The organism is Thermoanaerobacterium butyriciformans (assembly GCF_017874545.1).
Classification (GTDB): domain Bacteria; phylum Bacillota; class Thermoanaerobacteria; order Thermoanaerobacterales; family Thermoanaerobacteraceae; genus Thermoanaerobacterium; species Thermoanaerobacterium butyriciformans.
Genome location: NZ_JAGGLT010000025.1, coordinates 1 through 22,654 on the forward strand (window position 1 = coordinate 1; position 22,654 = coordinate 22,654).

Consider the following 22,654-nt stretch of genomic DNA (forward strand, 5'->3'; position numbering starts at 1 on the left):
AGTAAAAACAATTGCATGAAAATTCACAATACATTAAACATTATGTGAATAAAATTTGAAGAAAAAAATTTGCCAACAACTACTTGACACAAACTGCTCTGTTTATTGGTGTTGAATGAAGCTGTTCAATAGCCGTTTCAAATTGCGGATACTTTTCAAGGTGCATCTTCATTTCAGGCAAATCATAAGCTTCCTTTGTTACAGGGAAATATCCTGTATTTTCATTCCAAAATACCTGTTCTTTGGGAGAAACCATAAATTTAATAAATTCCCATGCGGCTTTTTGGTATTCATCTGATTTATTATTTAGTATCCACAATGAGGCACCACCTATTACTACTCCACCATCTTTATTATCATTTAGCGCAGGTAAATATGCTGTTCCAACTTCAAATTTATTTCCAACACCGTCTAATATCGATTTTAATGATGCTGTTGATTCTATTATCATTGCTGTACGACCTGCAATAAAAGCATTCTTTGTATCATCTGTTTTCCTTCCAAAATTACCTGCGATACCCTCATCAACAAGTTTTTTCCACCAGTTGATAATATTTAATCCAGCATCATTATTAAATGCTACGGCTGTTGCCTCTTTATCTCTGCCATTACCATTGTTGGCATATAATGCACCTTGTTTTGCCATAAATTGTTCAAAGAACCAACCATATATTGCCATCGAATACCCGTATTGCGTAACTTTTCCCGATGCATCTTTTTTTAAAAGTTTCTTTCCATATTCTTCTATTTCACTGAAATTCTTAGGAGGTTTATTAGGATCTATTCCAGCTTCTTTAAATGCATTTTTATTGTAATACAATATTGGAGTTGATGAATTGAATGGCATTGAATATAATTTATTATCAACTGTATAGTATTTTAAAAGGTTTGGCTCAAGTTTAGATGTATCAAATTTGTCCTCATCGATAAATTTCTGTACAGGTGTTACCCATTTACTGTCAATCATAAATTTAGTGCCTATATCATATACCTGCATAATATCTGGACCTGCTTTTGACTGTTCAGATGTCTTCAACTTGTTTAATGCATCATCATATGTTCCTTGATACTGTGCCGTAACTTTGATATTTGGATGTGATTGATTAAAGTCCTTCACCATCTTATTTATTGCTTCTCCGCCTTTACCACCCATTGCATGCCAGAATGTAAGCTCTATAACTTTGTTTTCGTTTGTCTTTGTATTAGATGTTGTTGCCTGTTTTGTACCATTTGAACATGCTGTCGCTGATAATAATACACTTCCAATTAATGCAATAGATAAAATTCTCTTAAGCTTTTTCATTTTTTTCATCCTTTCTTTTAATATTTTAACCTTTCAATGCTCCGGCATTTAAGCCCTCTATAAGCTGCTTTTGTCCAAATATAAATGTTATAATTGATGGAAGTAAAATCATGATTACGCCTGCCATAATAAGTCCAAATGATTGTGAATCAGACCACTGAAGCATGCTTATACCTATCTGCACTGTTCTCATGTTGTCTGTATTAGTTATTAAGAGGGGCCACATGTACTGATTCCATGTCATCAAAAAAGAATATACAGCTAAAGAACCGATTGCCGGTCTTGAAAGGGGCATTACCACTTTTATCAGAAATTCAAACCTTTTGCAGCCATCAAGCTGCGCTGCCTCATAATAATCTTTCGGTATAGTTAAATAAAACTGCCTTAATAAAAATATTCCTAAGGCTGAGCTTAAATATGGTATAATAAGCCCGGCATATGTATTTAACCAGTTTAATTGCCGTATAGTAAGGTAATTTGCTATTATTATAGCCTCTCCGGGAATCATCATAGTTGATAGAAATATTGCAAAAATTATATTCTTTCCTTTAAATTCGTAAAATGCAAATGCATATGCTGCAAGGCTCGATGTCAATATCTGCCCTATTGTGACAATTGCCGAAACTATAAAGCTATTTAGTATAAATCTTAGTATCGGAACAGAATTAAGGACCTCAATGTAGTTTCCCAAATACAGCGAATGTGGTATTAATTTTGGAGGATATTGAAATGCCTCACTGGCAGGCATCAAACTTATTGACAAAGCATATATGATAGGGAAAATCACGATAATTGCTAAAATAATATTAACTAAATAAAGTGAAAATCTCCTTATTAACCACTTCATGTAATCTGTCATTTGTAGAACACCTTCTTTTCACCAGATATAAATTGCAACAATGTAAATATTAAAAGCAGTATAAAAAGAATTATCGATTCTGCCGCTGCATTGCCAAATCTAAAATTAAAGAATGCATCCCTATATATTGAATAAACCATGACATTTGTAGAATTAACAGGGCCGCCTTGTGTCATAATATTGATCACACCAAATTCTTGAAAAGCATTTATTATATTAATAACAAGAAGAAAAAATAGTGTTGGTGAAAGCATTGGTATGGTTATTTTAATCTGCTGTACAAAAATATTTGCCCCATCTATTTCGGCACTTTCATAAAGTTCCCTTGATATACCTTGCAGTCCTGCAAGCATAAATACAAAGTTAATGCCTATATTTAACCATACATTTACTATTGATACAGAGAACATGCCATAATTTGCATCTGTAAGCCATCCAATTCCATGAATGCCGAAAAAACTAAGTATGTAATTAATAAATCCTATGCTGGGATTGAATAAAAGCATCCATATAATTGCAGCCGATGCCGATGATATTGCAATTGGCAATGCATATAATGTTCTAAACACTCCAATACCTTTAAGCTTTGCGTTAGCAAAGACTGACAGAATAAATGCAATAATCATTTCAAAAGGTACTGTCATAACCGCAAATTTCAATGTTAAATAAATACTATTTAGATAATCAGTTGATTTAAACATATCCACGTAATTTTTTATCCCCACAAATTGGCTTAAATAACCTTGTGGATCTGTCAAAAATAGGCTGATATAAATAGTTTTTAAGAATGGATAAAATACAAATGCTGCAAAAATTATAGTAGACGGAAAAAGATATAGATATGGCTCAATATTATTTTTAAATCTTATAACATTACCTTTTATTTGGCTATCATCTAAAGTTTTTCCATGTTTTATAATTATTTCCGATTTTTCCACTGTGACACATCCTCTAACATTTTTGATATGTTTATATCCCACAATTTTGGATCACCTGTTGATACTGCGATTGCACCGCTTAATAATGCATTTATCATGTGTTCACTTGTTTTAATTAATCCACCACTTATTACTAGTTCTTTTGCATTTTTAGTAAATTCATAAATTACATCAGGCATCAAAGCTGGCATAAGTTCGATAAAATCAGGCTGTGCTTCTTTAGAAATTTCTATCGTCTTTTTTAACGCATCTGTGTCTATCATGAAACACCTCTGAATTGTCAATATATCGAATTTCTTTGCAATCTTTATTAGATTATTTTTAGTTGTAATTACTCCATCTGGTTTTACATAATTTGCAACAAATTCAAGTCCTTCTTTATCAAAGCTTATACCACCTATTTTTTCTATGTGAACAAAGACAAACATATCATGAGATCTATAAAAGTCTACATATCTTTTTATAACGCCGATATTCCCAGTAAGTAAAAACACACCGCTTAAGTTTTTATTAATTGCTTTTTCAATATGCTTTTCTTCTTTGACAGCAGCAATCAATTTATTGCATTTTAGCCTTTCTATAAACTCATCTTTTTTCAATATCTCACCTCCTACATCTTAAACAGTGATTTTACAATTACTAAACAGTAATTTTGTCAATAGCAGTTATAGAAATTCTAATTATATGTGAATTTCATCAATAACGCGTATAGCATTAAAAAAAGAAACCTATTGAGATTAACAATTTATTTATGAAATTGTCAATCACATTAACGGTTTCTCTTCATCTCCAACCTGAAAATTTATATATACTTGTCATTTTTAATATTACAAGATAAATGTTATGTTGATATTAAGTACATGTTACGTTTATGTTAATTTTTTAAGATTTCTTCAAGTAGTTCAATATTAAACCCTGCATCTATATAACCCTGTTTTATAATATTGTAATATCTCTTACTAGGTCTTCCTATATCATTTCCCGGGTTCATTATATAAACCATTGCTTTTACTGGCTTATCTTCACATATTGCTTCTACAATTTCTTTGTGATAGAGATTCGGATAATCTTCATACATATCTAAAGCATCTTCGTCTGACTTTTCTATTTCCCATAAAAGAGCAGGAACTTCACTATTATCTGACGGCTCAATAGTAGCAAAGGCATTTTTATCTTTACCCCTAAATACAAGTTTCCAGTTTTTAATGATTGCCGGACCTATTAATTTTGCCTTAGGGCATCTTTTCAACATTTGCGCAAAGTTCATATTGCTTCCATATGCCAAATATAGTTTACCCATAAGATGGCCTCCTTTTAAATTACTGAATTTAATATCGTAAAAAGTTAACCATAAAAATTATATTTAAACTTAAAAAAATAAGAGAACACAATGTCCTCTTATTCTCCTTTAAGATTTTCAATGTACTTTACAGCTTTTTTTATCCTTTCAATCGTCTTTTCCTTGCCTAATAGCTCCATTATATCAAATAATCCCGGTCCAAACGTCCTTCCTGATATAGCAAGCCTCGTTGGATGAAACAAATCCCCACTTTTTATATCTAATTTTTCTATTAAATCACGGTATGCTTTCTCAGTCTCAACTAAATTAAAATCATCTACTTTGTCTAATACTTTAATGGCTTCCTTAAGTATATTATCAACGCCATTTTTTTCAAAATATTTTTTTACACCCTTTTCATCATAATCAAACTCATCATTAAAATAATAAGACATCGCATCGGCGATTTCATTTAAAGTTTTTTCTCTTTCTCTTATAGCACTCACAATCTTTTTAATATAATCGTAATCATAGTTATCGCCTATTAAACCTTTATTAATTAAAAACGGTATGACTTCTTTTGTCAATCTATCAATATCACAGTTCCTTATATAAATACCATTTAACCAAGTCAGCTTCTTCGTATCATATATTGCAGGATTTTTAGATACTCTATCTAAAGTAAATTCTTTTATGCTTTTTTCAGTCGTAAATACTTCCTCACCATCAGAGGGAATCCATCCAAGTAACGTTATATAATTTATGATTGCCTCTGGAAGATAACCTAGGTCTCTAAATTCCTGTACTGATGTAGCCCCATGCCTTTTGCTGAGTTTGCTTCTATCAGGTGCTAATATCATAGAAACATGTGCAAAGTTTGGCTTCTCAAATCCTAAGGCCTCATATATAAGAATCTGTTTAGGCGTATTGGATAGGTGCTCTTCCCCTCTTATTATGTGGCTTATCTTAAGATCATAGTCATCAATTACAGTTGCAAAGTTATAAGTTGGCATATTGTCAGATTTCATTATAATAAAATCATCAAACGTTGAATTGTCAAATTCAACATCACCTCTTATTATGTCATGTACGATCGTTTTCCCTTCCTTCGGCACCTTAAGCCTTATAACATATTTCTTGCCTTCATCCATATATTTTTTTACTTCATCAGCCGATAAATTTCGACATTTCCCTGTATACATAGGAGGCTTGCCTGCTTTTTGGGCCTCATTTCTCATTTCATCAAGTTCTTCTTTCGTACAAAAACAATAATAGGCTTTACCTTCTTTTACTAAATTATCCGCATAATTTTTGTACAAATCTAACCTTTTGGACTGGTATATAGGTCCTTCATCCCAATCAATTCCAAGCCACTTTAGCCCATCTATTATAGCCTTCATAGAATCTCCTGTTGAACGCTCTAAATCTGTATCATCAACTCTTAAAATCATTTTACCATTGTTATGCCTTGCAAAAAGCCAATTAAATAGTGCAGTCCTTGCACCGCCAATATGTAAATTACCTGTAGGACTTGGTGCAAACCTTACTCTAACATCCCTCATATAAACATCCCTTTCAACTGTCTATTGGATTTCAAACTAATTTAGATTATACTGTAATATATAATATTTTTCAACAATCCATCATATTATATGGTTATATACCAAATTTTCAATATTAGGAGGTACGTTATGAAGGATATCATAGTAAATTTGCTTAAAGAACGAGGAGTTACTATTGAGGATATGGCAGATCTTGTCTTAGAACTTCAAAAGAAATATTATGATTTGACAAGAGAAGAAGCAATAGAAAGCTTAAATTCTGTTCTAGATAAAAGAGAAGTTCAAAATGCTGTTTTAACAGGTATAACCCTTGATAAACTGGCAGAAAAAAACATGCTTGAGGAACCTTTGCTTTCAATCCTTAAAAGAGATGAACCCCTTTATGGAATTGATGAAATATTAGCATTAAGTATTACTAATATATACGGTTCAATAGGACTTACAAACTTTGGGTATTTAGATAAGATCAAACTTGGCATAATTGGAATCTTGAATGAACATAAGGATGAAAGATGCAATACATTCATAGATGATCTGGTTGCCGCAATAATAGCAGCTGCCTGCTCTAGGATAGCTCATTCAATTAAAAGCGAAAAATCTAACTAAATATTAAAAGGGGCTATTTTTAATATTTAGGCCCCTTCATTTAATCATTTTTTAAAAAGCTCTCTTGGAATGTGGCAATAGCCATTAGGATTTTTCTCAAGATATTTCTGATGGTATTCTTCTGCATCATAAAAGTTCTTTAATGGCTCAATTTCAGTCACTATTTGTTTATCATATTTTTTTTGTTCTTCATCCCTCGATTTTATTATGATGTCAGCATCATCACTATCAATATAGTAAATGCCCGTACGGTATTGCGTCCCTATATCGTTGCCTTGTCTGTCTTTAAGTGTTGGATTTATAATCTTCCAATAATTTCTTAATAAATCTTCCAGTGATATTATGTTTTCATCGTACTTTATGTGACAAGCTTCTGCAAAGCCTGTTGTGTTTGTGCAGACTTCTTCGTATGTTGGATTTTTTTTGTTTCCGTTTGCATAACCAACTTTGGTTTCAACAACACCATCTATAGTGTCAAAATAAGCTTGAACACCCCAAAAACACCCTCCAGCTAAAACTATTTCTTTCATCGCTATTCCTCCTCGTCAAAATCTAATATAAGTTTACCATACAAAGTTGTCAAAGAAAAACATTCTTATTTTATTCTTACCAATTTAAATTTCACTTCACCATTGGCTGTCTCAACACTATCTAATTTATATTGTTTTAAAGGACTTTCAAAATCTAAAACGGTATTATAATTTTTAATGAGATTATTTAAATATTCTCCTGTTATCTCAACACCCTTTACATCAATTGATTCAATATTAAAATTTATTTTGCCCCCATCTACTTTAAAGATCCCTTCTAAAGTATAATTGTCTCCATCAATTAATGTAAAGCCACTATCATCGAATGCAATTTTTACATTTTTTAGCATGACATCATAATTATCAATCATATTGCTTATCGATACATCGCTGAGGGAAGCTGAAACAGCATCAAACTGGATATCAATGTTATCGGGCTGTAAACTGTCCCAAGGCAGTTTAGAAATATTATTTAGCAAAAAATCAAGAGATGGTATGCTAGTCTCCAACGACTCACTTAAGCTTAATATTTTCTGATAATCACCAATTTGCCTTTTAATATTGACTAGCATTGCATTTTTGCTAGATTCTAACTGTTCAATCTTAAGTACCATATTTTTTTGTTCATCCAGTTTCTTTTTTAGATCATTGCGCTGATTGTTTAATGCTTCTTCTTCAGATTTTTTATTCTTCAAAAGGTAGTTTATGTGATCTAATTTACTGTAAAAATAATTAGTAATTATGTCTATGTATATTAACCTATGCAAAAGCTCTGATGCATTATTTGACATTAATAGTAACGATAAGATGGTATTTGTTCCATTCATATATAAGAATCTGAACCAACTTTTTACGTTATTTCTTTCTCTTACAATATCTTGATTTAAGCTGGATATTTCTTTTTCCATAGAATCGATTTTCTCATTAATATTGATGATTTCCATATTAATTTGGTCAAGAAGCCTTAATGATCTGGCTTTTTCCATGTTTAAATTAAACAATTCGAGAACAATTTTTTTCTCTTCCAACTGGGCATTTTTTAAGTCAGATGCAGGGTCAGAATAAACTATCGTAATTTCGGAAACTATTAAGCAAAAAACTAGTATTATCGATATATATTTCTTCATAATTTCTCCCCATAATGTTCTATATGGAACAAATTTACATTTTAGTCTACTGTTATCTTGTCTTTTATTTGCTCAAATAATTTTGGACCAATCCTTGAAACATTCATAATATCTTCTATTTTTTGAAAATTCCCATGTTGTTCTCTAAAGTCGATTATACGCTGTGCAGTGACTTCACCGATTCCCGGCAATGTATCAAGCTCTTCTTTTGTAGCCTTATTTATGTTTATCTTGCCATCAGCTTTTTTAACATCACCGATTCCTCCTGTGGAACTATTATCTTCTCCAACTTTTGGTATCTTTATCATTTGCTCATCTTTCACTTTCTCGGCCAAATTTATGTTGGAAAGATCTGCACCTTCCAAAGCACCACCTGCAAGTTTTATAGCGTCATCAATCCTGTCACCATCTTTCATTGTATATACACCAGGTGATTTAACAAGTCCTGTCACATAGACTTTTATTTCTTTGGGCTTTTCATTGCTTACTATTTCATTTGTATTACCTGCATTTAAGACCGAATCAGTGCTTTTTAAGCTCATATCAATGTTACTGTCATTGTTTTTATTTTTTTCAAAAATAAAATATCCTGTTGTAAAAAGTACTACAGCAAGCAATATGATTATTCCATACTGTTGGTTTTTAGTTAATTTAAACATGTTTCACCTCTCGCCGATTTTATTTATTTATATAAATATTTCTACATTTTTATATAAATTCCTTTTTAAATTTTATATTTTTTTGGTATACTAAAATTATAAGCGCAAAATGGAGGCAAAAGTATGAAAAAAACTTTTACTTTTATTATGGCATTTATATTTTTAATAAGTTTTATCCCTCGTGTGTACGCAATTGAAAGTCCACCTCAGATAGTGGGTCCGACCGCAGTATTAATGGATTTCACTACAGGACAAGTGCTTTACGATAAGAATATGCATCAAAAGATGTATCCTGCAAGCACAACAAAAATCTTAACTGCAATCATAGCTATAGAAAAAGGAAAACTAAACGATGTTGTAACTGTAAACGACGATGTTAAGAATATCGATGGTAATTCTATTTACTTAGTTCCTGGTGAACAGCTTACGTTGGAACAACTGCTTTATGCAATGTTACTTGAATCTGCTAATGACGCTGCAATTGCAGTTGCCGATCATATTGGTGGCAGTGTACAGGTATTTGCTGATATGATGAATAAAAAGGCAAAAGAGATAGGAGCAAATGATAGTCATTTTGTCAACCCTAATGGATTGCCAGATAATAATCACTATTCGACACCATATGATATGGCATTAATTGCGCGATATGCAATGGAAAATGCGACATTTAGAAAAATTGTAAGCACGATACATTATCAGATACCCCCTACCAATAAGTTTGACAAGCCAAGAGATTTATGGATTAGCAACAGACTTATAAAACCTTCAAGTTTCCACTATGATGGAGCAGATGGCGTAAAGACAGGTTACACTATCGCCGCAAATCAAGTTTTTGTCGGTTCTGCCACAAGAAATGGTCATAGGTTAATATCGGTCATAATGGGAGATGTGGGAACTAACATATGGTCAGATACAATAAAATTGCTTAATTACGGATTTAACAATTATACATTAGTCAATCCTCTTGAAAAAGATTCTATTGTAACATATGCAGATGTTGGAAAAGTGAAATTCAAATTGCCTCTAATAGCAAAAGATTCTTTCTATTACGCTGTACCCAAAGGTGAAGAAAACAACATTAAATCAAACATAACATTAGAAGATAATATTAAAGCACCTATTAAAAAAGGCGCTGTATTGGGTAAAATTGATTTCACTTTTGATGGCAAAAGTATTGGCAGTGTGCAGCTTGTTGCAGATGAATCAGTCTACAAAAATTACTTAGGAACCTATTACAATAGCGATGGAACTACAATAATAAAAGATTATGGTACGATAAGATCGTATATTGAATTGATATTGGGATTATTTGCTATTTTAGTTTCAGTTGTGCTTTGGCGAAGAAAAAGAGCAAAAAACAGATTTATATTTATAAAATAAAGGGGCATAGCCCCTTTTTTATCTGTAAAATAATCTTGCAATATATGGCCTTTTTATGCTTACTGCTTTATGAGGACATAATTCCTGGCAGCAAAAACATCTTATACAGGTTTTAAGATCAACAGTAGGTTTTTTATCTATCATTTTTAATGCTTTAGGAGGGCAATTAGATACGCATATTCCACAACTTTTGCATACATCATAATCAAAAATTGGATACGGCTTTACATGCTTATCTAAATACTTCATTAAAAATGATGGTATTTTTTCAGTGACACTAAATCCTCTCAAAGTTGGTATATCAAAGTTACTGACTTTAGCTTCTTCAATATTCATTCCTTTTATTTTTATATCTTCAAAACGTCCAAGCCCTCTTCTGTGTGCCATAAAAACCGTTGGTGCGTCTTCGTGATTTAGTCCGATTATCAACGTTGCCACTGTGTCAAGAGAAAAAACATCGTTAGATGATATAATTAGTCCTACTTTTTTTTGTTTACCTGCCGATGGTCCGTTCCCTTCCATAGCAATGACTGCATCCATAATCGATAAAACCGGCTTTAAAAAGACATTGATGTCAATCAGCATGTCTGAAAAGTTTTTTACATCAGGCATTGATAGATGATACCCAGCCTTCACAAGTCCTGGTATGGCACCGAATTGATTTTTAACTGCGCCTGTATATACTGTCATACCATGTGTTTTTAATTTTGGAAGTGATATAATCGAATCACATTCCATAAGTGCTTTCATAAAAGTCGCTTGTTTAATAAGTTTCCCATCAGATATTTTAACAACTATCTCATCAGTATTGTAATTTAGTTCAGCACCAGTCCTTTTTGCAACATCTATCATACCTGTCGTTTCGTAGATGGATCTTAAAGCCCTCTCACTGAATGGTCCTGCAGGACTATCACCAATAATAGGAATAGCCCCCATATCTTTTATTGTACTGGCAACAGCTTCAACTATTGCTGGATGTGTTGTAACAGCATCATCTGGTTTGTTTTTTTTCAACAAATTTGCCTTTAAAAAGACCTTATCGCCTTTTTTTATGTACCTTTCTAAACCACCAAGATTTTTATAAGACCTTTCCATAGCTTTTCTTACTTCATCAGCAGAGTAGGAATCACACTTTTCAATAGATACAATATTCAAAATAAACGCCACCTTTAATTACAATATACTTCTTAATATCGAGTAGCAATAAAAGTTATAGGAATGCAACACAGCACATTCCTACGTAAAATTTTTCAATATTATATTAACATCAGTATTTACTTAGATCATCGCCTACTCTTATTTCATCAAGATAATTGTATATAGTATATCTGGACACGCACAATATTTTTGCAACGTAATCTATTGCACCTCTAATTAAAAATGTACCTTTAGCATCTAGCATTTTTACCATATTGACCTTTTCTTCTTTTGACATAAAATTAACTGGCTTGCCGTAGTTCTCTATTGTAGTATTTACAATGTTCTCTAAAACGTCATTTACGCTGCCTCCGTACGGCTCTACAGGCGTTTCCTCACCATTATTAATTTCACAAAGGTCCTCTAACGTATTCTTAACCATTATATATTCAGAAATATCAATATTTATGCATAAACAGCCAATAGGTTTACCAGCATCATCTTTGATATAAACAATAGTAGACTTGAGTATTTTGCCATCTTTACCTTTTGTCTTAAAATTCACTTCATTTTCAGTTTTATTGGCTTTAAGTGATTTCAAAATTACCTCTGGTATAGGATTTCCAACCTCTCTACCTGTTATATGCCCATTACCAACTGCAATTACAGAACTTTGTAAATTTGAAAAATCATATAAAACAACTTCACAATTTTTCCCAAATGTTTTTGCAATGCTGTCTACAATAGGTATCATGTTTTTTAAAGCCGGATGCACTTTTGTAGGCACTTTTATCCCCCCTAAAACTTCAAAATATAAATTAAACTAATTTAAATATTAAACATTTTATTGAATAAAAAATTACGAAAAAAACCTCCCTGCCTTCATCTGCAGGCCTTGGAGGTTTATATTAAAAATATTATACTAATCAAATATTACGTTGTCAAGAGCAATTTCCTTAGCATCACCCCAAAGTCTTTCCAAAGAGTAGAAATTCCTCTCATCTTTCGTAAAAATATGCACAACAATGCTGCCGTAATCCATCAAAATCCATGAAGCTGAATTATACCCTTCAATATGGTTTACCGTAACGCCTTCTTCCTCCAGCCTTTCTAATACCTCATCACACAAAGATTTAACATGAGTAGTTGATGTACCACTGGCTATCACAAAGTAATCAGCTACTGTGGTTAATTCCCCCACATAAAGAGCTTTTACATCCAAAGCTTTTTTATCATCCAGTATCTTTAAAATTTTTAATGTTAATTCAGCACTATCTTTACCCAATGTAATACCTCCGAACTTAAATCTGTATTTTAGTTGAATTTTCTTTAATAATCATATCATTACGAGCAATCACTGTTTTTACATATAACAGTTGATGCTTCTTGATGACATAGTTTATGGTCTGGTCTAATGCTATTATGACAGCCTCGTCAATATCACTTAATGATTTTTTTCGCAAATCCTCTACTCCTTCAAAATTTCTATTTGGTTCAATGTAGTCTGCTAAAAATATTATTTTATCTAATAATGTCATGTCTTTGTCTCCAGTTGTATGAAGCATAATAGCTCTTTTTATTTCTTCATCATGTATTCCAAAACAATCTCCAATAAGATATCCTCCAACAGGTCCATGCAACAAAGATGGTGACCTTAACAAAACATCGTCTAATTGAATGTTGTATTTATTGGCTAATGAAATAAGTTCTTCATCGCTGAGATTTTTTGCACAATCATGAAGAAGTCCTGCTACTTTTGCTTTTTCAACATCTGCATTATATTTTATAGCTAATTTCTCCGCTGTCTCCATCACACCTAGAGAATGTTTAAATCTATCTTCATTTAATAATTTTTTCAGTTTATCAATATAAAATTCAGGATTCATGGTATCACCTTCTTTTATAAAGCCCAGCTTTTTCAATGTACCTTTCTACAGATTCAGGCAACAAGTATTTTATAGGTCTACCTTCATATACCCGATTGCGTATGTCTGTTGAGGATATAGCCAATGATGGAACAGTTACTTGAAATATATCTTTATTATAAACTTTCTTAATGTAACCTATTTTTTCGCTGATACTATCACCAGCATATCCAGGCCTTGTTGCCGCAACAAAATTGCACATTTGCAAAAGCTCCTCAGCATTTTTCCAAGTCAAAATTTCAAGTATTGCATCTGCACCAGTTATGAAAAATATCTGCGTATTTTCCCCGTATATCTTTTTAAACTCCTTTAAAGTATCAATTGTATAAGTGTATCCTTCCCTATCTATTTCAATAGCAGATACTTCAAAATATGGATTTGTAACAGTAGCAAGAATCGTCATCAAGTATCTTATATGTTTATCTGTAATATTTCTTTTGACTTTATGAGGTGGATTCCCTGATGGAACAAATATTACTTTATCAAGATTAAATTGATCCCTAACAGCCTCTGCTGTTACAAGATGTCCAAAATGTATTGGATCAAACGTGCCACCCATAATGCCAATCCTAAGAAAATTATTTGTCATCTAAATAGATCCTCCAGTTAAAATTCAATTAATTAGCTTTTTATATACGTAATTATACAATAATAAGCAACTACTGACAACATTCAAGAAGCTCTATTGATATTTTGATTATTCGTAATACTCAAATTCAAAATCCCGTACATTTATAGTATCACCATCTTTAAAACCTCTTTCCTTCAACATGTCTATTACTCCAGATTTTTTTAATATCGTTTCAAAGTACCTTAAAGAGTGTTCATCTTGTAGATTAACTCTTTTCAATAATCTATCAATTTTAGAACCACTTAAATAATATACACCATTTTTAATATCTATATCTACGGTTTCCTCTTCTTTTGGCATATTATAAATAATAACATCTTCTGTATTCTCCTCAACATCAACTTTAAACTTATCAAGGATTTCAATAGTCTTATCAAGCAAATTTTCAATACCTATACCAGTTACTGCAGATATCTTAAAAACATCATACCCCAAATTTTGAATTTTTGCGCTTATATCATCTAAATCAATTAATGATGTGTCTAATGCATCTATTTTGTTCAGTGCCACTATCTGAGGTATATCTTTTAACTTATCATTGTATAAGTACATTTCTTCATTGATTTTTTTAAAATCATCTATAGGATCTGACAATGGATTTGACACATCAATAATATGCAGTATCAATTTTGTCCTTTCTATGTGCTTCAAAAAGTCGTACCCAAGTCCTTCTCCTCTATGAGCACCTTCTATAAGACCTGGTATGTCAGCCATGACAAAAGATTTCCCCTTATGATAAACTACACCTAAATTTGGATATAAAGTAGTAAAAGGATAGTTTGCTATCTTTGGTCTGGCGTTAGTACAAGCTGCCAATAAAGTTGATTTACCTGCATTTGGAAATCCAACAAGTCCAACATCAGCCAATAGCTTTAATTCTAAGCGAATATAAAGTTCCTTTCCCTCTTCACCACTTTCTGCAAATCTAGGAGTCTTTAGTGTGGCTGAAGCAAATTTTGCATTACCTCTTCCACCTTTACCTCCCTTCAAAACAATAGCTTTCTGACCAGGTTTTGTAAGATCAGCAATTAACTCGTTTGTATCATCTCTAAGTATTTGTGTGCCAACAGGCACTTTTATGTATAGATCATCAGCATTTTTACCGTACTTATTATTGCCGCTTCCATTTTCGCCACTAGGTGCTACATATTTTCTTTTATATTTAAAGTCCATCAATGTGGACATATTAGGATCGGTAATAAATACCACGTCACCGCCTTTACCGCCGTCACCCCCATCTGGTCCACCGTACGCCACATATTTTTCCCTTCTAAATGAGATAACACCATTGCCACCATTTCCCGACTTTATATAAATTTTTGCACTATCTATAAACACACCATCACCTACTTTAAATTATTTATCTTCAATCTTATTTTTAATGTATTTCATAATATTATCCATACCGCTATTGAATACAGTACGTTCATCATTGCTTTTATCAATAACTTTTTGAATATACTCAAAAATTTTATCAGTTTTTCCAAGCTGAGCATAACCAAGCAAAACCTGAAGATCATTTATATATTCATGCCTCTTTAAATTTATATATCGTACTAAATATTCTTCATCATCTTTTGTCATTTGTATCACTCCCAAGTTAAATAAATAATTTATATATATTATACCATATAACTTGGTATAAAAAAGAAAAATCCCGGCTTATGCCAGGACTTCCTTTCTTTTTTCATATACACTTACCTGTTTTTTGTCTTTTCCTTTTCTCTCAAAAGCAACATATCCATCAATAAGTGCAAACAATGTATCGTCTTTACCTCTACCTACATTAACTCCAGGATGTATCTTTGTACCTCTTTGCCTTACAAGTATATTCCCCGCTAATACAAATTGGCCATCTGCTCTTTTTACACCAAGTCGCTTTGACTCACTGTCACGACCATTGCGGGTACTTCCCATACCTTTTTTATGAGCAAATAACTGTAGCCTCATCAATTACACCTCCTATCAAATACTTTTACATATGCAGAATAATCCCTTTCAATGTCTTTAAGCCCTAAAATCATTGTATCAATAATAGCACACAATCTAATGCTATCATCATTTGTACCATAATTTTCTATTTCAACATACATATATCCATCACTTATCTTCTTTTTAATGGATACTGTTTTAAGTGATTCTAAGCCAAGGACAGCTGTCTGCGCCACTGCAGTAACGCCGGCGCATACTATATCTCTATTGTAAACATCATAACCAGCATGTCCTTTGATTTCAAATTTTTGTACTTTGTTATCCGCATCTCTAAATATATTAATCCTAATCATTTTACTTACATAATCTTCTCAATTTGTACTCTCGTAAACGGCTGACGATGCCCCTTCTTCTTTCTCTCATTCTTCTTTGGCTTATACTTAAAAACTATGATTTTTTTACCTTTTCCATGTTCAAGAACTTTTGCATCAACTTTTACATCTTTAAGATATGGTTTGCCAAAATCTACAGTTCCATCGTCTTTTGCTACAGCTAACACCTTATCAAAAGAATACACACTACCAGCTTCACAATCAAGTTTTTCAACTTCTAGAATATCGCCTTCTTGAACTCTGTATTGTTTGCCACCTGTTTCTATAATTGCGTACACTATGGCACCTCCTCTTTACCAGTCTCGCCGAAACCAAGGTACTTCCATAGGCATTCCCAATGGAAGCATTAAAAAACCCGTTCCGAGCGGCTACAAAGTGTATTCTAGCATAATAATAATTAATTGTCAATCATAATTCGTAATCAACCTGAAATTCATCTATGTCAAGCTTATCATCTAAAACTGTATTTATTTCTATTTCAAATTTTTCCTTGTATCTTTTCTCTAGATCATTTTGCCTAATTAAATTCAATATTCTTCTATTTGAAATTATTTTAATTTTTTTTGCGTTAGTATTTCTCAAAATTCTTTCAATTGCTCTCTTAATTTTAAGCACAAGCATATTGTTTGACACAATATACCCTGTACCTTTGCAGCACTCACACTTATCCTGCAAATACTCGCTTACATTTGATCTTACTCTTTTCCTCGTCATTTCAACCAATCCTAAATGAGTAAATCCCAGGATACTGCATTTCGATCTATCGCTTTTTAACGATTCTTCAAAAACCTTTAAAACCTTCTGCCTGTCACTTTCATTGTCCATATCGATAAAATCTATAACTATAATACCGCCAATATCCCTCAGTCTCAATTGAAGCGCTATTTCTTTAGCCGCTTCTATATTTGTTTTTAATATAGTTTCCTGAAGCGAAGATTTCCCTACATATTTTCCTGTATTTACGTCTATGACCGTCAATGCTTCAGTCTTATCAATTATTATAAATCCGCCGCTTTTAAGCCACACTTTCTTGTCTAAAAGTTTTTCAACTTGCTTTTCAGCACCATATAAGCCTATTAAGTCTCCTTCTTCGTATTTTATAGATACATTTTGCCCCTGCTTTTTTATATAATCCAAGGTTTTTTCATACTGTTTAACATCATTAATCACTATTTCATCAACCATAAATGACGACAAATCTCTTATATACTTAACAATAAAATTCTCCTCTTCGTATATTAATTCAGGAGCGTTGGCATATTTATATTTTTTAATTATTTCATCGTACAAATAACATAAAGCCAAAATGTCTTTTTCGAACTCTTTTTCACTTACATTTTGCGCTGCTGTTCTAATTATAATACCTATATTATTTGGTTTAACTCTTTTCGCTATGTTTATCAACTCTAAGCGCTTTTCTTCATCATAAATGCGGTGTGAAATCCCAACATAATCTGTTTCAGGCAACAAAACAACATATTTACCAGGTAAAGATATATTTGTTGTGACTTTTGGATTTTTTAACCCTATAGAATCTTTTGATACCTGAACAATTATATCTTGACCAGGTTTTATAAGCTTTGTAATTGAACAATTCTCATCAGCTTTGCCTTTTTTATTTACATCACTTATAAATAAATATGCATTTTTACCTATACCTATATCTATAAAGGCACTTTGCATACCTTTTATGGTGTTTTTAACTTTTCCTTTGTAAATATTTCCCACTATGCTTCTATTATCAGGATATTCTACGTGATACTCAACCAACGTACCATCTTCTAAATACGCTACTTGATCAAATTTATCACTTATATCAAATAAAATCCGCTTCAAATATTTCACCTCAATTTAATATAAGCTTTTTTCTGTCTATGAGAATCTTCTCCAAATCAAAAACATGACCTGCAAAGTCATCAAGAGCCTTCAAAACATGAATCGGGCCTGGTGAACCTTCAGAAATCTTTAACCGTAGATATAAATTTATTTTGCCATCATGGACACTTAATATTTTAAATTCCTCAATGTATTTTTTTAAATCAATCATCTTTTTACCACTTTTTGTGTCTTTTTCTGCTAATATTTCATCTTTGTTCAAAAATCTTTCAATAATATCTCCCATGTCTTTTCCATAGTCTAGCAGATCAATAATTATTGTATATTCACCCTCTACAACTCTATCTGACAGCAAGTCCTTATCATCAACTCTATAGCAATCTATTATTTTTAATCCATTTGGAAGTGTTCTATTCATATCATCTTTAAATTTCTCCGGATCTATTTCATCTTCTAAAACTACATCAAAATAGTCTCCGTGAGTCGTTGCACCCATCATCAATGCCGGTCCAAAAGACAACAGCGGATGTGGATTAAAGCCTTTCGAAAGTGAAAACTTTATTTGAGCTCTTCTCATCGCTCTCTCAATCGCCCTCATGAGATCTAAATGAGAGATAAACTTTAAATCACCATCTTTTTCAAATTTACTTCTCAGTTTCAAAGCATACAACTCCTTCATCAAGATCTTTTATTCCGCAGCCTGTACAATATAACCTGCAGTCATTTGTAAGTCTTCCTTCCAACGCCTTTTTGTATTCTCTTACAAGATAATCTTTTTTCACACCAGCATCAATCACATCCCATGGGAATATCTCCTTGAAATCTCTTTCTTTATAAGCATAGAATCTTGGATCGATTCCTACACTTTCAAAGGCCTTAAGCCAATTATCAAATTTAAAAAATTCATCCCAGCCATCAAACTTACATCCACTTTCCCACGCCTTAATCAATGCTTGTCCTACTCTTCTATCGCCTTTAGAAATTACAGCTTCTAAAAAGCTCATCTTCGGCTCATGCCAATTGTAGTGGAAAATCTTTCCCTTTAGTAGCTCTTTTAGGTAATTCTGTTTTTTAATTATAGTATCCATGTCGTCTTGAGGACACCATTGAAAAGGAGTAAATGGTTTTGGAACAAAAGTTGAAGTGCTTACTGTTATTTTAAGTCCCTTTGTGTTGCCATTCACATCTTTATATACATCAGCTACTAAATGGGCAAGATCTGATATCCCCTTTACATCTTCCATCGTCTCCTTAGGAAGCCCCAGCATAAAATACAGCTTTACACTCCTCCACCCTGCTTTAAAGGCTTCTCTCGTAGAATTTATCAAGTCCCTTTCAGTAACACCTTTATTTATCACATCTCTCAGCCTTTGCGTGCCAGCCTCTGGTGCAAGTGTAAGCCCTGTCTTCCTTACTTTCTGTATCTCATTTAGTAAATTTACAGAGAAGGCATCAATCCTGGTAGACGGTAGTGCTACTCCAATGCCTCTATCTTTATATTTTTCAATTAAATCATATATCAAACTTTCTATTTCTGAATAGTCACATGTGCTTAAGGAAGTCAAAGAAATCTCCTCATATCCGGTTGATTTTATTAATTTGTCAGCTAATTTAAGTAAAGTTTTCTTCGACCTTTCCCTTACAGGCCTGTAAATCATTCCAGCCTGACAAAATCTACATCCTCTTGTACAACCTCTAAAAACTTCCAATATGATTCTATCGTGCACTGTATTTATAAACGGCACAATCTGTCTATCTGGATGATACGTTTTATCCAAATCTTTTACTACGCGTTTTTTTACTTTAGCAGGCACATCTTCATTTAATGGCTCTATAGTGCGAATAGTATTATCACAATTGTATACTTCCCTGTAAAACGATGGAACATATACACCTTGAATTTTAGATGCACGCCTTAAAAGCACTTCTTTTGGTGCTCCATCTTTTTTACAAGCCTTAACTAAATCTAAAAGTTCATTGATAATTTCTTCTCCATCTCCTATGACAAATAAATCCACAACATCAGAAAGGGGAGCAGGATTGTATGCACAAGGACCTCCAGCTATGATTAATGGATAGCCATGTCTATCCTTGCTTCTCACTGGAATTTTAGATAAATCTAACATGTTTAATATGTTTGTGTAGCTTAATTCGTATTGCAGCGTAAATCCTATAATGTCAAACATATTAAGAGGTGTTTTAGTTTCAAGTGAAAAAAGCGGTATGTCATTTTCTCGCATTAGGTTTTCCATATCTACCCATGGAGCAAATACCCTTTCGCAATATGTATCATCTCTATCGTTCATTAGATGATAAAGTATTTTCAATCCCAAATGCGACATTCCGACTTCGTAAACGTCAGGAAATGCAAAGGCAAACCGGATGTCAACACTATTTACATCTTTAATTACAGAATTTATTTCACCGCCTATATAACGGGCAGGTTTACTCACTTTCATCAATATTTTATCTAACTTATCTTTAATATCTAACATTGTTACCTCCTATTTCAGCTTATTTAAGATATCACCTATCGTTAAATATAGTCCATTACTGACTGCAAAATCGAAAAGTTCAGTCTCAGTAAGTCTTTTTTTCTCTCTTAAATTTTTATCCAACACAACTATTATATGATATTTTAATGGCAAAAAACAATTGATTATCTTTATTAACTTCTGGTTTTCGAGGACTGCTATCTGTTTTACATTCATACAACCTTTCTTGTAAAATTCTTCTTTTTTATAAGCCAAATCTCTTAGATTAAAATATGCAGACAACTTTCTTTCTTTTTTTGCAGAAATGATGAGAAATATAGCAGTAATTATAAGTACATAATTTTTATTGCCATTAATAATCATAAGTATACCACTGTAAATAAGCAAAAATGATATCACATAAGAAAATTTAACTGCTACATTATTGGCTCTCGTGATACCTATAAAACTGGATAAAATAGCCTTTAAAGCTCTGCCACCATCGAGAGGAACACCTGGTAAAAGATTAAATGCACACATTAAAACATTTATTTTAATGAGGTAGTCAAAAGAAATGCTTGTTACTTCACTTAAAATTACCAATATCATAATAAAGACAAGATTAGACAAAGGCCCTGCCAATGCAATAACAATCTCCAAATCAGGCCGTATAAAAATTTCGCTTTCAAAAATTGCAGCTCCACCAAAAGGGAATATTTCAACTTGTATCATGTTCACATTTAGCTTTTTGGCAACGTAGTAGTGACTTATCTCATGAATTGCAACAGTCAAAATAATGTTTATCAGCTCAATATAAAAACCTGTAATAATGAGTAGCAATATAAAAACCCACGTAAATGGGTTTATCTTTAATTTAAGATCATCAATTTTCATTTTGCACATCACTTTTTACAACATTAAAATTTATCTTTGACTCTGGATCTACAGGTTTCCCGTTTTCCCATATTTCAAAATGTAGAGTGGTGCTTTTATTCTTGTCGCTTCCTGTCCTTCCTATCACCTGGCCCTGTAATACTTTATCACCAACTTTTACGTCTATTTCAGATAGATACGCATAAACAGAACGAACATCCCCATTATGCTTTATTACAACTACCTTGCCCCAATCGGGATTAGAATTATCAGCTATCATAACTTCTCCATCTAATACAGCTTCTACTGGCTCATCATTGGTAACACTTATATCAATACCATCATTTTTTATCTCTTTCCCTGAATTTGGATCAACTTTTGTCCCAAATACAGATACAATGTCGCCACTAATTGGCCTTATCATTTTACTATTAACATTTTGCGTGACTGTATCCTTCACATCTTCGGTTTTATTAGAAAATACTTTTACAACATCATTTTTTAATGATGGTATCTTGCTCATAACTAGTTTAAGTCCCTTTTTAGTATTTTCATAATTTGAATTATAATTTAGTACAGATTTTACTTCTGCCACTGCTTTATTCGTCATCGGAACATTAATAGCCTTAAAAAGCATCGCAACACCTAAAAGCAAAAGACACACTATCAACTGGTTTTCAAACATACCAAAATATTTCTTTAAATTGTTTAAACCATTTTTAGAATAACTACCAGATTGCCATTTGTTGGGTTTCATTTGATAAACCTCCTTCTTTCTATATTTATATTACATATGAAGGAAGTTTATGATATTTTCATTTAACGGCATTTCTCCATTCCAAAAGTCCAGCATCAAGTCCTTTAATCAACACCTCAGCAGTAGCTAAATTTGTAGCAAGGGGTATTGAATGAACATCGCATACCCTTAAAAGTGCCAATATATCAGGCTCATGGGGCTGTGCAGTTAATGGATCTCTTAAGAATATGACTAAATCCATCTTATCTTCTGCAATCATAGCACCAATCTGTTGGTCACCACCCATTGGTCCAGGCAAAAACTTGTTAACTTTAATCCCTGTAGCTTCCTCAACCAATTGACCTGTAGCCCCTGTAGCGTATATATTGCACTTTTCTAAAATGTCTTTATACGCTATTGCAAAATCTATCATCAAAGATTTCTTCATATCATGTGCAATTAATGCAATATTCAT

27 protein-coding genes are annotated in these 22,654 nt (G+C 32.4%); 2 read left to right on the top strand and 25 right to left on the bottom strand.

Translation table 11 applies throughout. The features are described from left to right. Nucleotides 1-79: 79 nt before the first annotated feature. The 6 genes from J2Z80_RS10655 to gltX form a co-directional block, all read right to left on the bottom strand. Nucleotides 80-1,303 (bottom strand): ABC transporter substrate-binding protein, encoded by a 1,224-nt coding sequence (locus J2Z80_RS10655; RefSeq protein WP_209454374.1) that lies wholly within the window; start codon nucleotides 1,301-1,303, stop codon nucleotides 80-82. A gap of 25 nt (nucleotides 1,304-1,328) precedes the next feature. Next, nucleotides 1,329-2,162 (bottom strand): carbohydrate ABC transporter permease, encoded by an 834-nt coding sequence (locus tag J2Z80_RS10660; RefSeq protein ID WP_245301275.1) that lies wholly within the window; start codon nucleotides 2,160-2,162, stop codon nucleotides 1,329-1,331. Continuing rightward, nucleotides 2,159-3,100: a carbohydrate ABC transporter permease gene (locus J2Z80_RS10665; protein ID WP_209454375.1), complete on the bottom strand. Its 942-nt coding sequence runs from the start codon at nucleotides 3,098-3,100 to the stop codon at nucleotides 2,159-2,161. Before J2Z80_RS10665 ends, J2Z80_RS10660 begins: the two co-directional genes overlap by 4 nt. After that, the gene (locus tag J2Z80_RS10670) at nucleotides 3,082-3,699 is read right to left on the bottom strand and encodes a glycerol-3-phosphate responsive antiterminator (RefSeq protein ID WP_209454376.1); all 618 of its coding nucleotides are present in this window, start codon (nucleotides 3,697-3,699) and stop codon (nucleotides 3,082-3,084) included. Before J2Z80_RS10670 ends, J2Z80_RS10665 begins: the two co-directional genes overlap by 19 nt. Before the next feature lie 275 nt (nucleotides 3,700-3,974). Continuing rightward, on the bottom strand, nucleotides 3,975-4,400 hold the full coding sequence (locus tag J2Z80_RS10675) for a gamma-glutamylcyclotransferase family protein (protein ID WP_209454377.1): 426 nt from the start codon (nucleotides 4,398-4,400) through the stop codon (nucleotides 3,975-3,977). A 98-nt stretch (nucleotides 4,401-4,498) separates the two neighbouring features. Next, entirely contained in the window at nucleotides 4,499-5,941 is a 1,443-nt protein-coding gene (gltX, locus tag J2Z80_RS10680) for a glutamate--tRNA ligase (protein ID WP_209454378.1), read from the bottom strand. A gap of 129 nt (nucleotides 5,942-6,070) precedes the next feature. Here gltX and J2Z80_RS10685 point away from each other — a divergent pair, with 129 nt between their 5' ends. Then, nucleotides 6,071-6,547 (top strand): phosphatidylglycerophosphatase A family protein, encoded by a 477-nt coding sequence (locus J2Z80_RS10685; protein WP_209454379.1) that lies wholly within the window; start codon nucleotides 6,071-6,073, stop codon nucleotides 6,545-6,547. 44 nt (nucleotides 6,548-6,591) lie between these two features. On the opposite strand, the gene msrA is transcribed toward J2Z80_RS10685, so the two are convergent. From msrA to J2Z80_RS10700, 3 genes are all read right to left on the bottom strand, one after another. Next, a complete protein-coding gene (gene msrA / locus J2Z80_RS10690) occupies nucleotides 6,592-7,077 on the bottom strand; it encodes a peptide-methionine (S)-S-oxide reductase MsrA (RefSeq protein WP_209454380.1) in 486 nt (161 codons plus the stop codon). Nucleotides 7,078-7,142: 65 nt separating this feature from the next. After that, on the bottom strand, nucleotides 7,143-8,204 hold the full coding sequence (locus J2Z80_RS10695) for a coiled-coil domain-containing protein (RefSeq protein ID WP_209454381.1): 1,062 nt from the start codon (nucleotides 8,202-8,204) through the stop codon (nucleotides 7,143-7,145). A 41-nt stretch (nucleotides 8,205-8,245) separates the two neighbouring features. Then, on the bottom strand, nucleotides 8,246-8,863 hold the full coding sequence (locus tag J2Z80_RS10700) for a helix-hairpin-helix domain-containing protein (protein ID WP_209454382.1): 618 nt from the start codon (nucleotides 8,861-8,863) through the stop codon (nucleotides 8,246-8,248). Nucleotides 8,864-9,010: 147 nt separating this feature from the next. Here J2Z80_RS10700 and J2Z80_RS10705 point away from each other — a divergent pair, with 147 nt between their 5' ends. Further along, entirely contained in the window at nucleotides 9,011-10,243 is a 1,233-nt protein-coding gene (locus tag J2Z80_RS10705; protein WP_349292599.1) for a D-alanyl-D-alanine carboxypeptidase family protein, read from the top strand. A gap of 18 nt (nucleotides 10,244-10,261) precedes the next feature. Here the strand turns inward: J2Z80_RS10705 and J2Z80_RS10710 are convergent, their stop codons facing one another. From J2Z80_RS10710 to mgsA, 16 genes are all read right to left on the bottom strand, one after another. Then, nucleotides 10,262-11,398 (bottom strand): DUF362 domain-containing protein, encoded by a 1,137-nt coding sequence (locus J2Z80_RS10710; RefSeq protein WP_209454384.1) that lies wholly within the window; start codon nucleotides 11,396-11,398, stop codon nucleotides 10,262-10,264. 112 nt (nucleotides 11,399-11,510) lie between these two features. Continuing rightward, nucleotides 11,511-12,167 (bottom strand): helix-turn-helix transcriptional regulator, encoded by a 657-nt coding sequence (locus J2Z80_RS10715; protein WP_349292598.1) that lies wholly within the window; start codon nucleotides 12,165-12,167, stop codon nucleotides 11,511-11,513. A gap of 135 nt (nucleotides 12,168-12,302) precedes the next feature. Next, nucleotides 12,303-12,665: a ribosome silencing factor gene (gene rsfS, locus J2Z80_RS10720; RefSeq protein ID WP_209454385.1), complete on the bottom strand. Its 363-nt coding sequence runs from the start codon at nucleotides 12,663-12,665 to the stop codon at nucleotides 12,303-12,305. Between the two features lie 16 nt (nucleotides 12,666-12,681). After that, nucleotides 12,682-13,266 (bottom strand): bis(5'-nucleosyl)-tetraphosphatase (symmetrical) YqeK, encoded by a 585-nt coding sequence (gene yqeK / locus J2Z80_RS10725; RefSeq protein ID WP_209454420.1) that lies wholly within the window; start codon nucleotides 13,264-13,266, stop codon nucleotides 12,682-12,684. Nucleotides 13,267-13,270: 4 nt separating this feature from the next. Then, nucleotides 13,271-13,894: a nicotinate-nucleotide adenylyltransferase gene (nadD, locus tag J2Z80_RS10730; RefSeq protein ID WP_209454386.1), complete on the bottom strand. Its 624-nt coding sequence runs from the start codon at nucleotides 13,892-13,894 to the stop codon at nucleotides 13,271-13,273. 108 nt (nucleotides 13,895-14,002) lie between these two features. Next, nucleotides 14,003-15,274, bottom strand: coding sequence for a GTPase ObgE (obgE, locus tag J2Z80_RS10735; protein WP_209454387.1), 1,272 nt, complete (start codon nucleotides 15,272-15,274; stop codon nucleotides 14,003-14,005). An 18-nt stretch (nucleotides 15,275-15,292) separates the two neighbouring features. After that, entirely contained in the window at nucleotides 15,293-15,520 is a 228-nt protein-coding gene (locus J2Z80_RS10740) for a Spo0B domain-containing protein (protein ID WP_209454388.1), read from the bottom strand. A 78-nt stretch (nucleotides 15,521-15,598) separates the two neighbouring features. Further along, nucleotides 15,599-15,886: a 50S ribosomal protein L27 gene (gene rpmA / locus J2Z80_RS10745; RefSeq protein ID WP_013297628.1), complete on the bottom strand. Its 288-nt coding sequence runs from the start codon at nucleotides 15,884-15,886 to the stop codon at nucleotides 15,599-15,601. Next, nucleotides 15,886-16,221, bottom strand: coding sequence for a ribosomal-processing cysteine protease Prp (locus tag J2Z80_RS10750; RefSeq protein WP_209454389.1), 336 nt, complete (start codon nucleotides 16,219-16,221; stop codon nucleotides 15,886-15,888). Before J2Z80_RS10750 ends, rpmA begins: the two co-directional genes overlap by 1 nt. Before the next feature lie 5 nt (nucleotides 16,222-16,226). Further along, entirely contained in the window at nucleotides 16,227-16,538 is a 312-nt protein-coding gene (gene rplU / locus J2Z80_RS10755) for a 50S ribosomal protein L21 (RefSeq protein ID WP_209454390.1), read from the bottom strand. Between the two features lie 130 nt (nucleotides 16,539-16,668). Beyond that, a complete protein-coding gene (locus J2Z80_RS10760; RefSeq protein ID WP_209454391.1) occupies nucleotides 16,669-18,096 on the bottom strand; it encodes an Rne/Rng family ribonuclease in 1,428 nt (475 codons plus the stop codon). Between the two features lie 10 nt (nucleotides 18,097-18,106). Beyond that, on the bottom strand, nucleotides 18,107-18,757 hold the full coding sequence (locus tag J2Z80_RS10765; protein ID WP_209454392.1) for a TIGR03936 family radical SAM-associated protein: 651 nt from the start codon (nucleotides 18,755-18,757) through the stop codon (nucleotides 18,107-18,109). Further along, on the bottom strand, nucleotides 18,741-20,591 hold the full coding sequence (locus J2Z80_RS10770) for a TIGR03960 family B12-binding radical SAM protein (RefSeq protein ID WP_209454393.1): 1,851 nt from the start codon (nucleotides 20,589-20,591) through the stop codon (nucleotides 18,741-18,743). The genes J2Z80_RS10765 and J2Z80_RS10770 overlap by 17 nt, the downstream gene beginning before the upstream one ends. Before the next feature lie 9 nt (nucleotides 20,592-20,600). After that, the gene (locus J2Z80_RS10775) at nucleotides 20,601-21,464 is read right to left on the bottom strand and encodes a M50 family metallopeptidase (RefSeq protein ID WP_209454394.1); all 864 of its coding nucleotides are present in this window, start codon (nucleotides 21,462-21,464) and stop codon (nucleotides 20,601-20,603) included. Beyond that, on the bottom strand, nucleotides 21,454-22,200 hold the full coding sequence (locus J2Z80_RS10780) for a M23 family metallopeptidase (protein ID WP_209454395.1): 747 nt from the start codon (nucleotides 22,198-22,200) through the stop codon (nucleotides 21,454-21,456). The genes J2Z80_RS10775 and J2Z80_RS10780 overlap by 11 nt, the downstream gene beginning before the upstream one ends. Before the next feature lie 58 nt (nucleotides 22,201-22,258). Further along, nucleotides 22,259-22,654 (bottom strand): methylglyoxal synthase, encoded by a 396-nt coding sequence (mgsA, locus tag J2Z80_RS10785; RefSeq protein ID WP_015311399.1) that lies wholly within the window; start codon nucleotides 22,652-22,654, stop codon nucleotides 22,259-22,261.

Bases quoted from the DNA above. Each gene is read 5' to 3' on its own strand.
- J2Z80_RS10655 (WP_209454374.1), bottom strand. From the start codon at position 1,303: ATGAAAAAGCTTAAGAGAATTTTATCTATTGCATTAATTGGAAGTGTA.
- J2Z80_RS10750 (WP_209454389.1), bottom strand. From the start codon at position 16,221: ATGATTAGGATTAATATATTTAGAGATGCGGATAACAAAGTACAAAAA.
- yqeK (WP_209454420.1), bottom strand. From the start codon at position 13,266: ATGAATCCTGAATTTTATATTGATAAACTGAAAAAATTATTAAATGAA.
- J2Z80_RS10695 (WP_209454381.1), bottom strand. From the start codon at position 8,204: ATGAAGAAATATATATCGATAATACTAGTTTTTTGCTTAATAGTTTCC.
- J2Z80_RS10685 (WP_209454379.1), top strand. From the start codon at position 6,071: ATGAAGGATATCATAGTAAATTTGCTTAAAGAACGAGGAGTTACTATT.
- J2Z80_RS10770 (WP_209454393.1), bottom strand. From the start codon at position 20,591: ATGTTAGATATTAAAGATAAGTTAGATAAAATATTGATGAAAGTGAGT.
- J2Z80_RS10775 (WP_209454394.1), bottom strand. From the start codon at position 21,464: ATGAAAATTGATGATCTTAAATTAAAGATAAACCCATTTACGTGGGTT.
- J2Z80_RS10705 (WP_349292599.1), top strand. From the start codon at position 9,011: ATGGCATTTATATTTTTAATAAGTTTTATCCCTCGTGTGTACGCAATT.
- J2Z80_RS10700 (WP_209454382.1), bottom strand. From the start codon at position 8,863: ATGTTTAAATTAACTAAAAACCAACAGTATGGAATAATCATATTGCTT.
- mgsA (WP_015311399.1), bottom strand. From the start codon at position 22,654: ATGAATATTGCATTAATTGCACATGATATGAAGAAATCTTTGATGATA.
- J2Z80_RS10780 (WP_209454395.1), bottom strand. From the start codon at position 22,200: ATGAAACCCAACAAATGGCAATCTGGTAGTTATTCTAAAAATGGTTTA.
- nadD (WP_209454386.1), bottom strand. From the start codon at position 13,894: ATGACAAATAATTTTCTTAGGATTGGCATTATGGGTGGCACGTTTGAT.
- gltX (WP_209454378.1), bottom strand. From the start codon at position 5,941: ATGAGGGATGTTAGAGTAAGGTTTGCACCAAGTCCTACAGGTAATTTA.
- J2Z80_RS10660 (WP_245301275.1), bottom strand. From the start codon at position 2,162: ATGACAGATTACATGAAGTGGTTAATAAGGAGATTTTCACTTTATTTA.
- rpmA (WP_013297628.1), bottom strand. From the start codon at position 15,886: ATGAGGCTACAGTTATTTGCTCATAAAAAAGGTATGGGAAGTACCCGC.
- J2Z80_RS10740 (WP_209454388.1), bottom strand. From the start codon at position 15,520: ATGACAAAAGATGATGAAGAATATTTAGTACGATATATAAATTTAAAG.
- J2Z80_RS10675 (WP_209454377.1), bottom strand. From the start codon at position 4,400: ATGGGTAAACTATATTTGGCATATGGAAGCAATATGAACTTTGCGCAA.
- msrA (WP_209454380.1), bottom strand. From the start codon at position 7,077: ATGAAAGAAATAGTTTTAGCTGGAGGGTGTTTTTGGGGTGTTCAAGCT.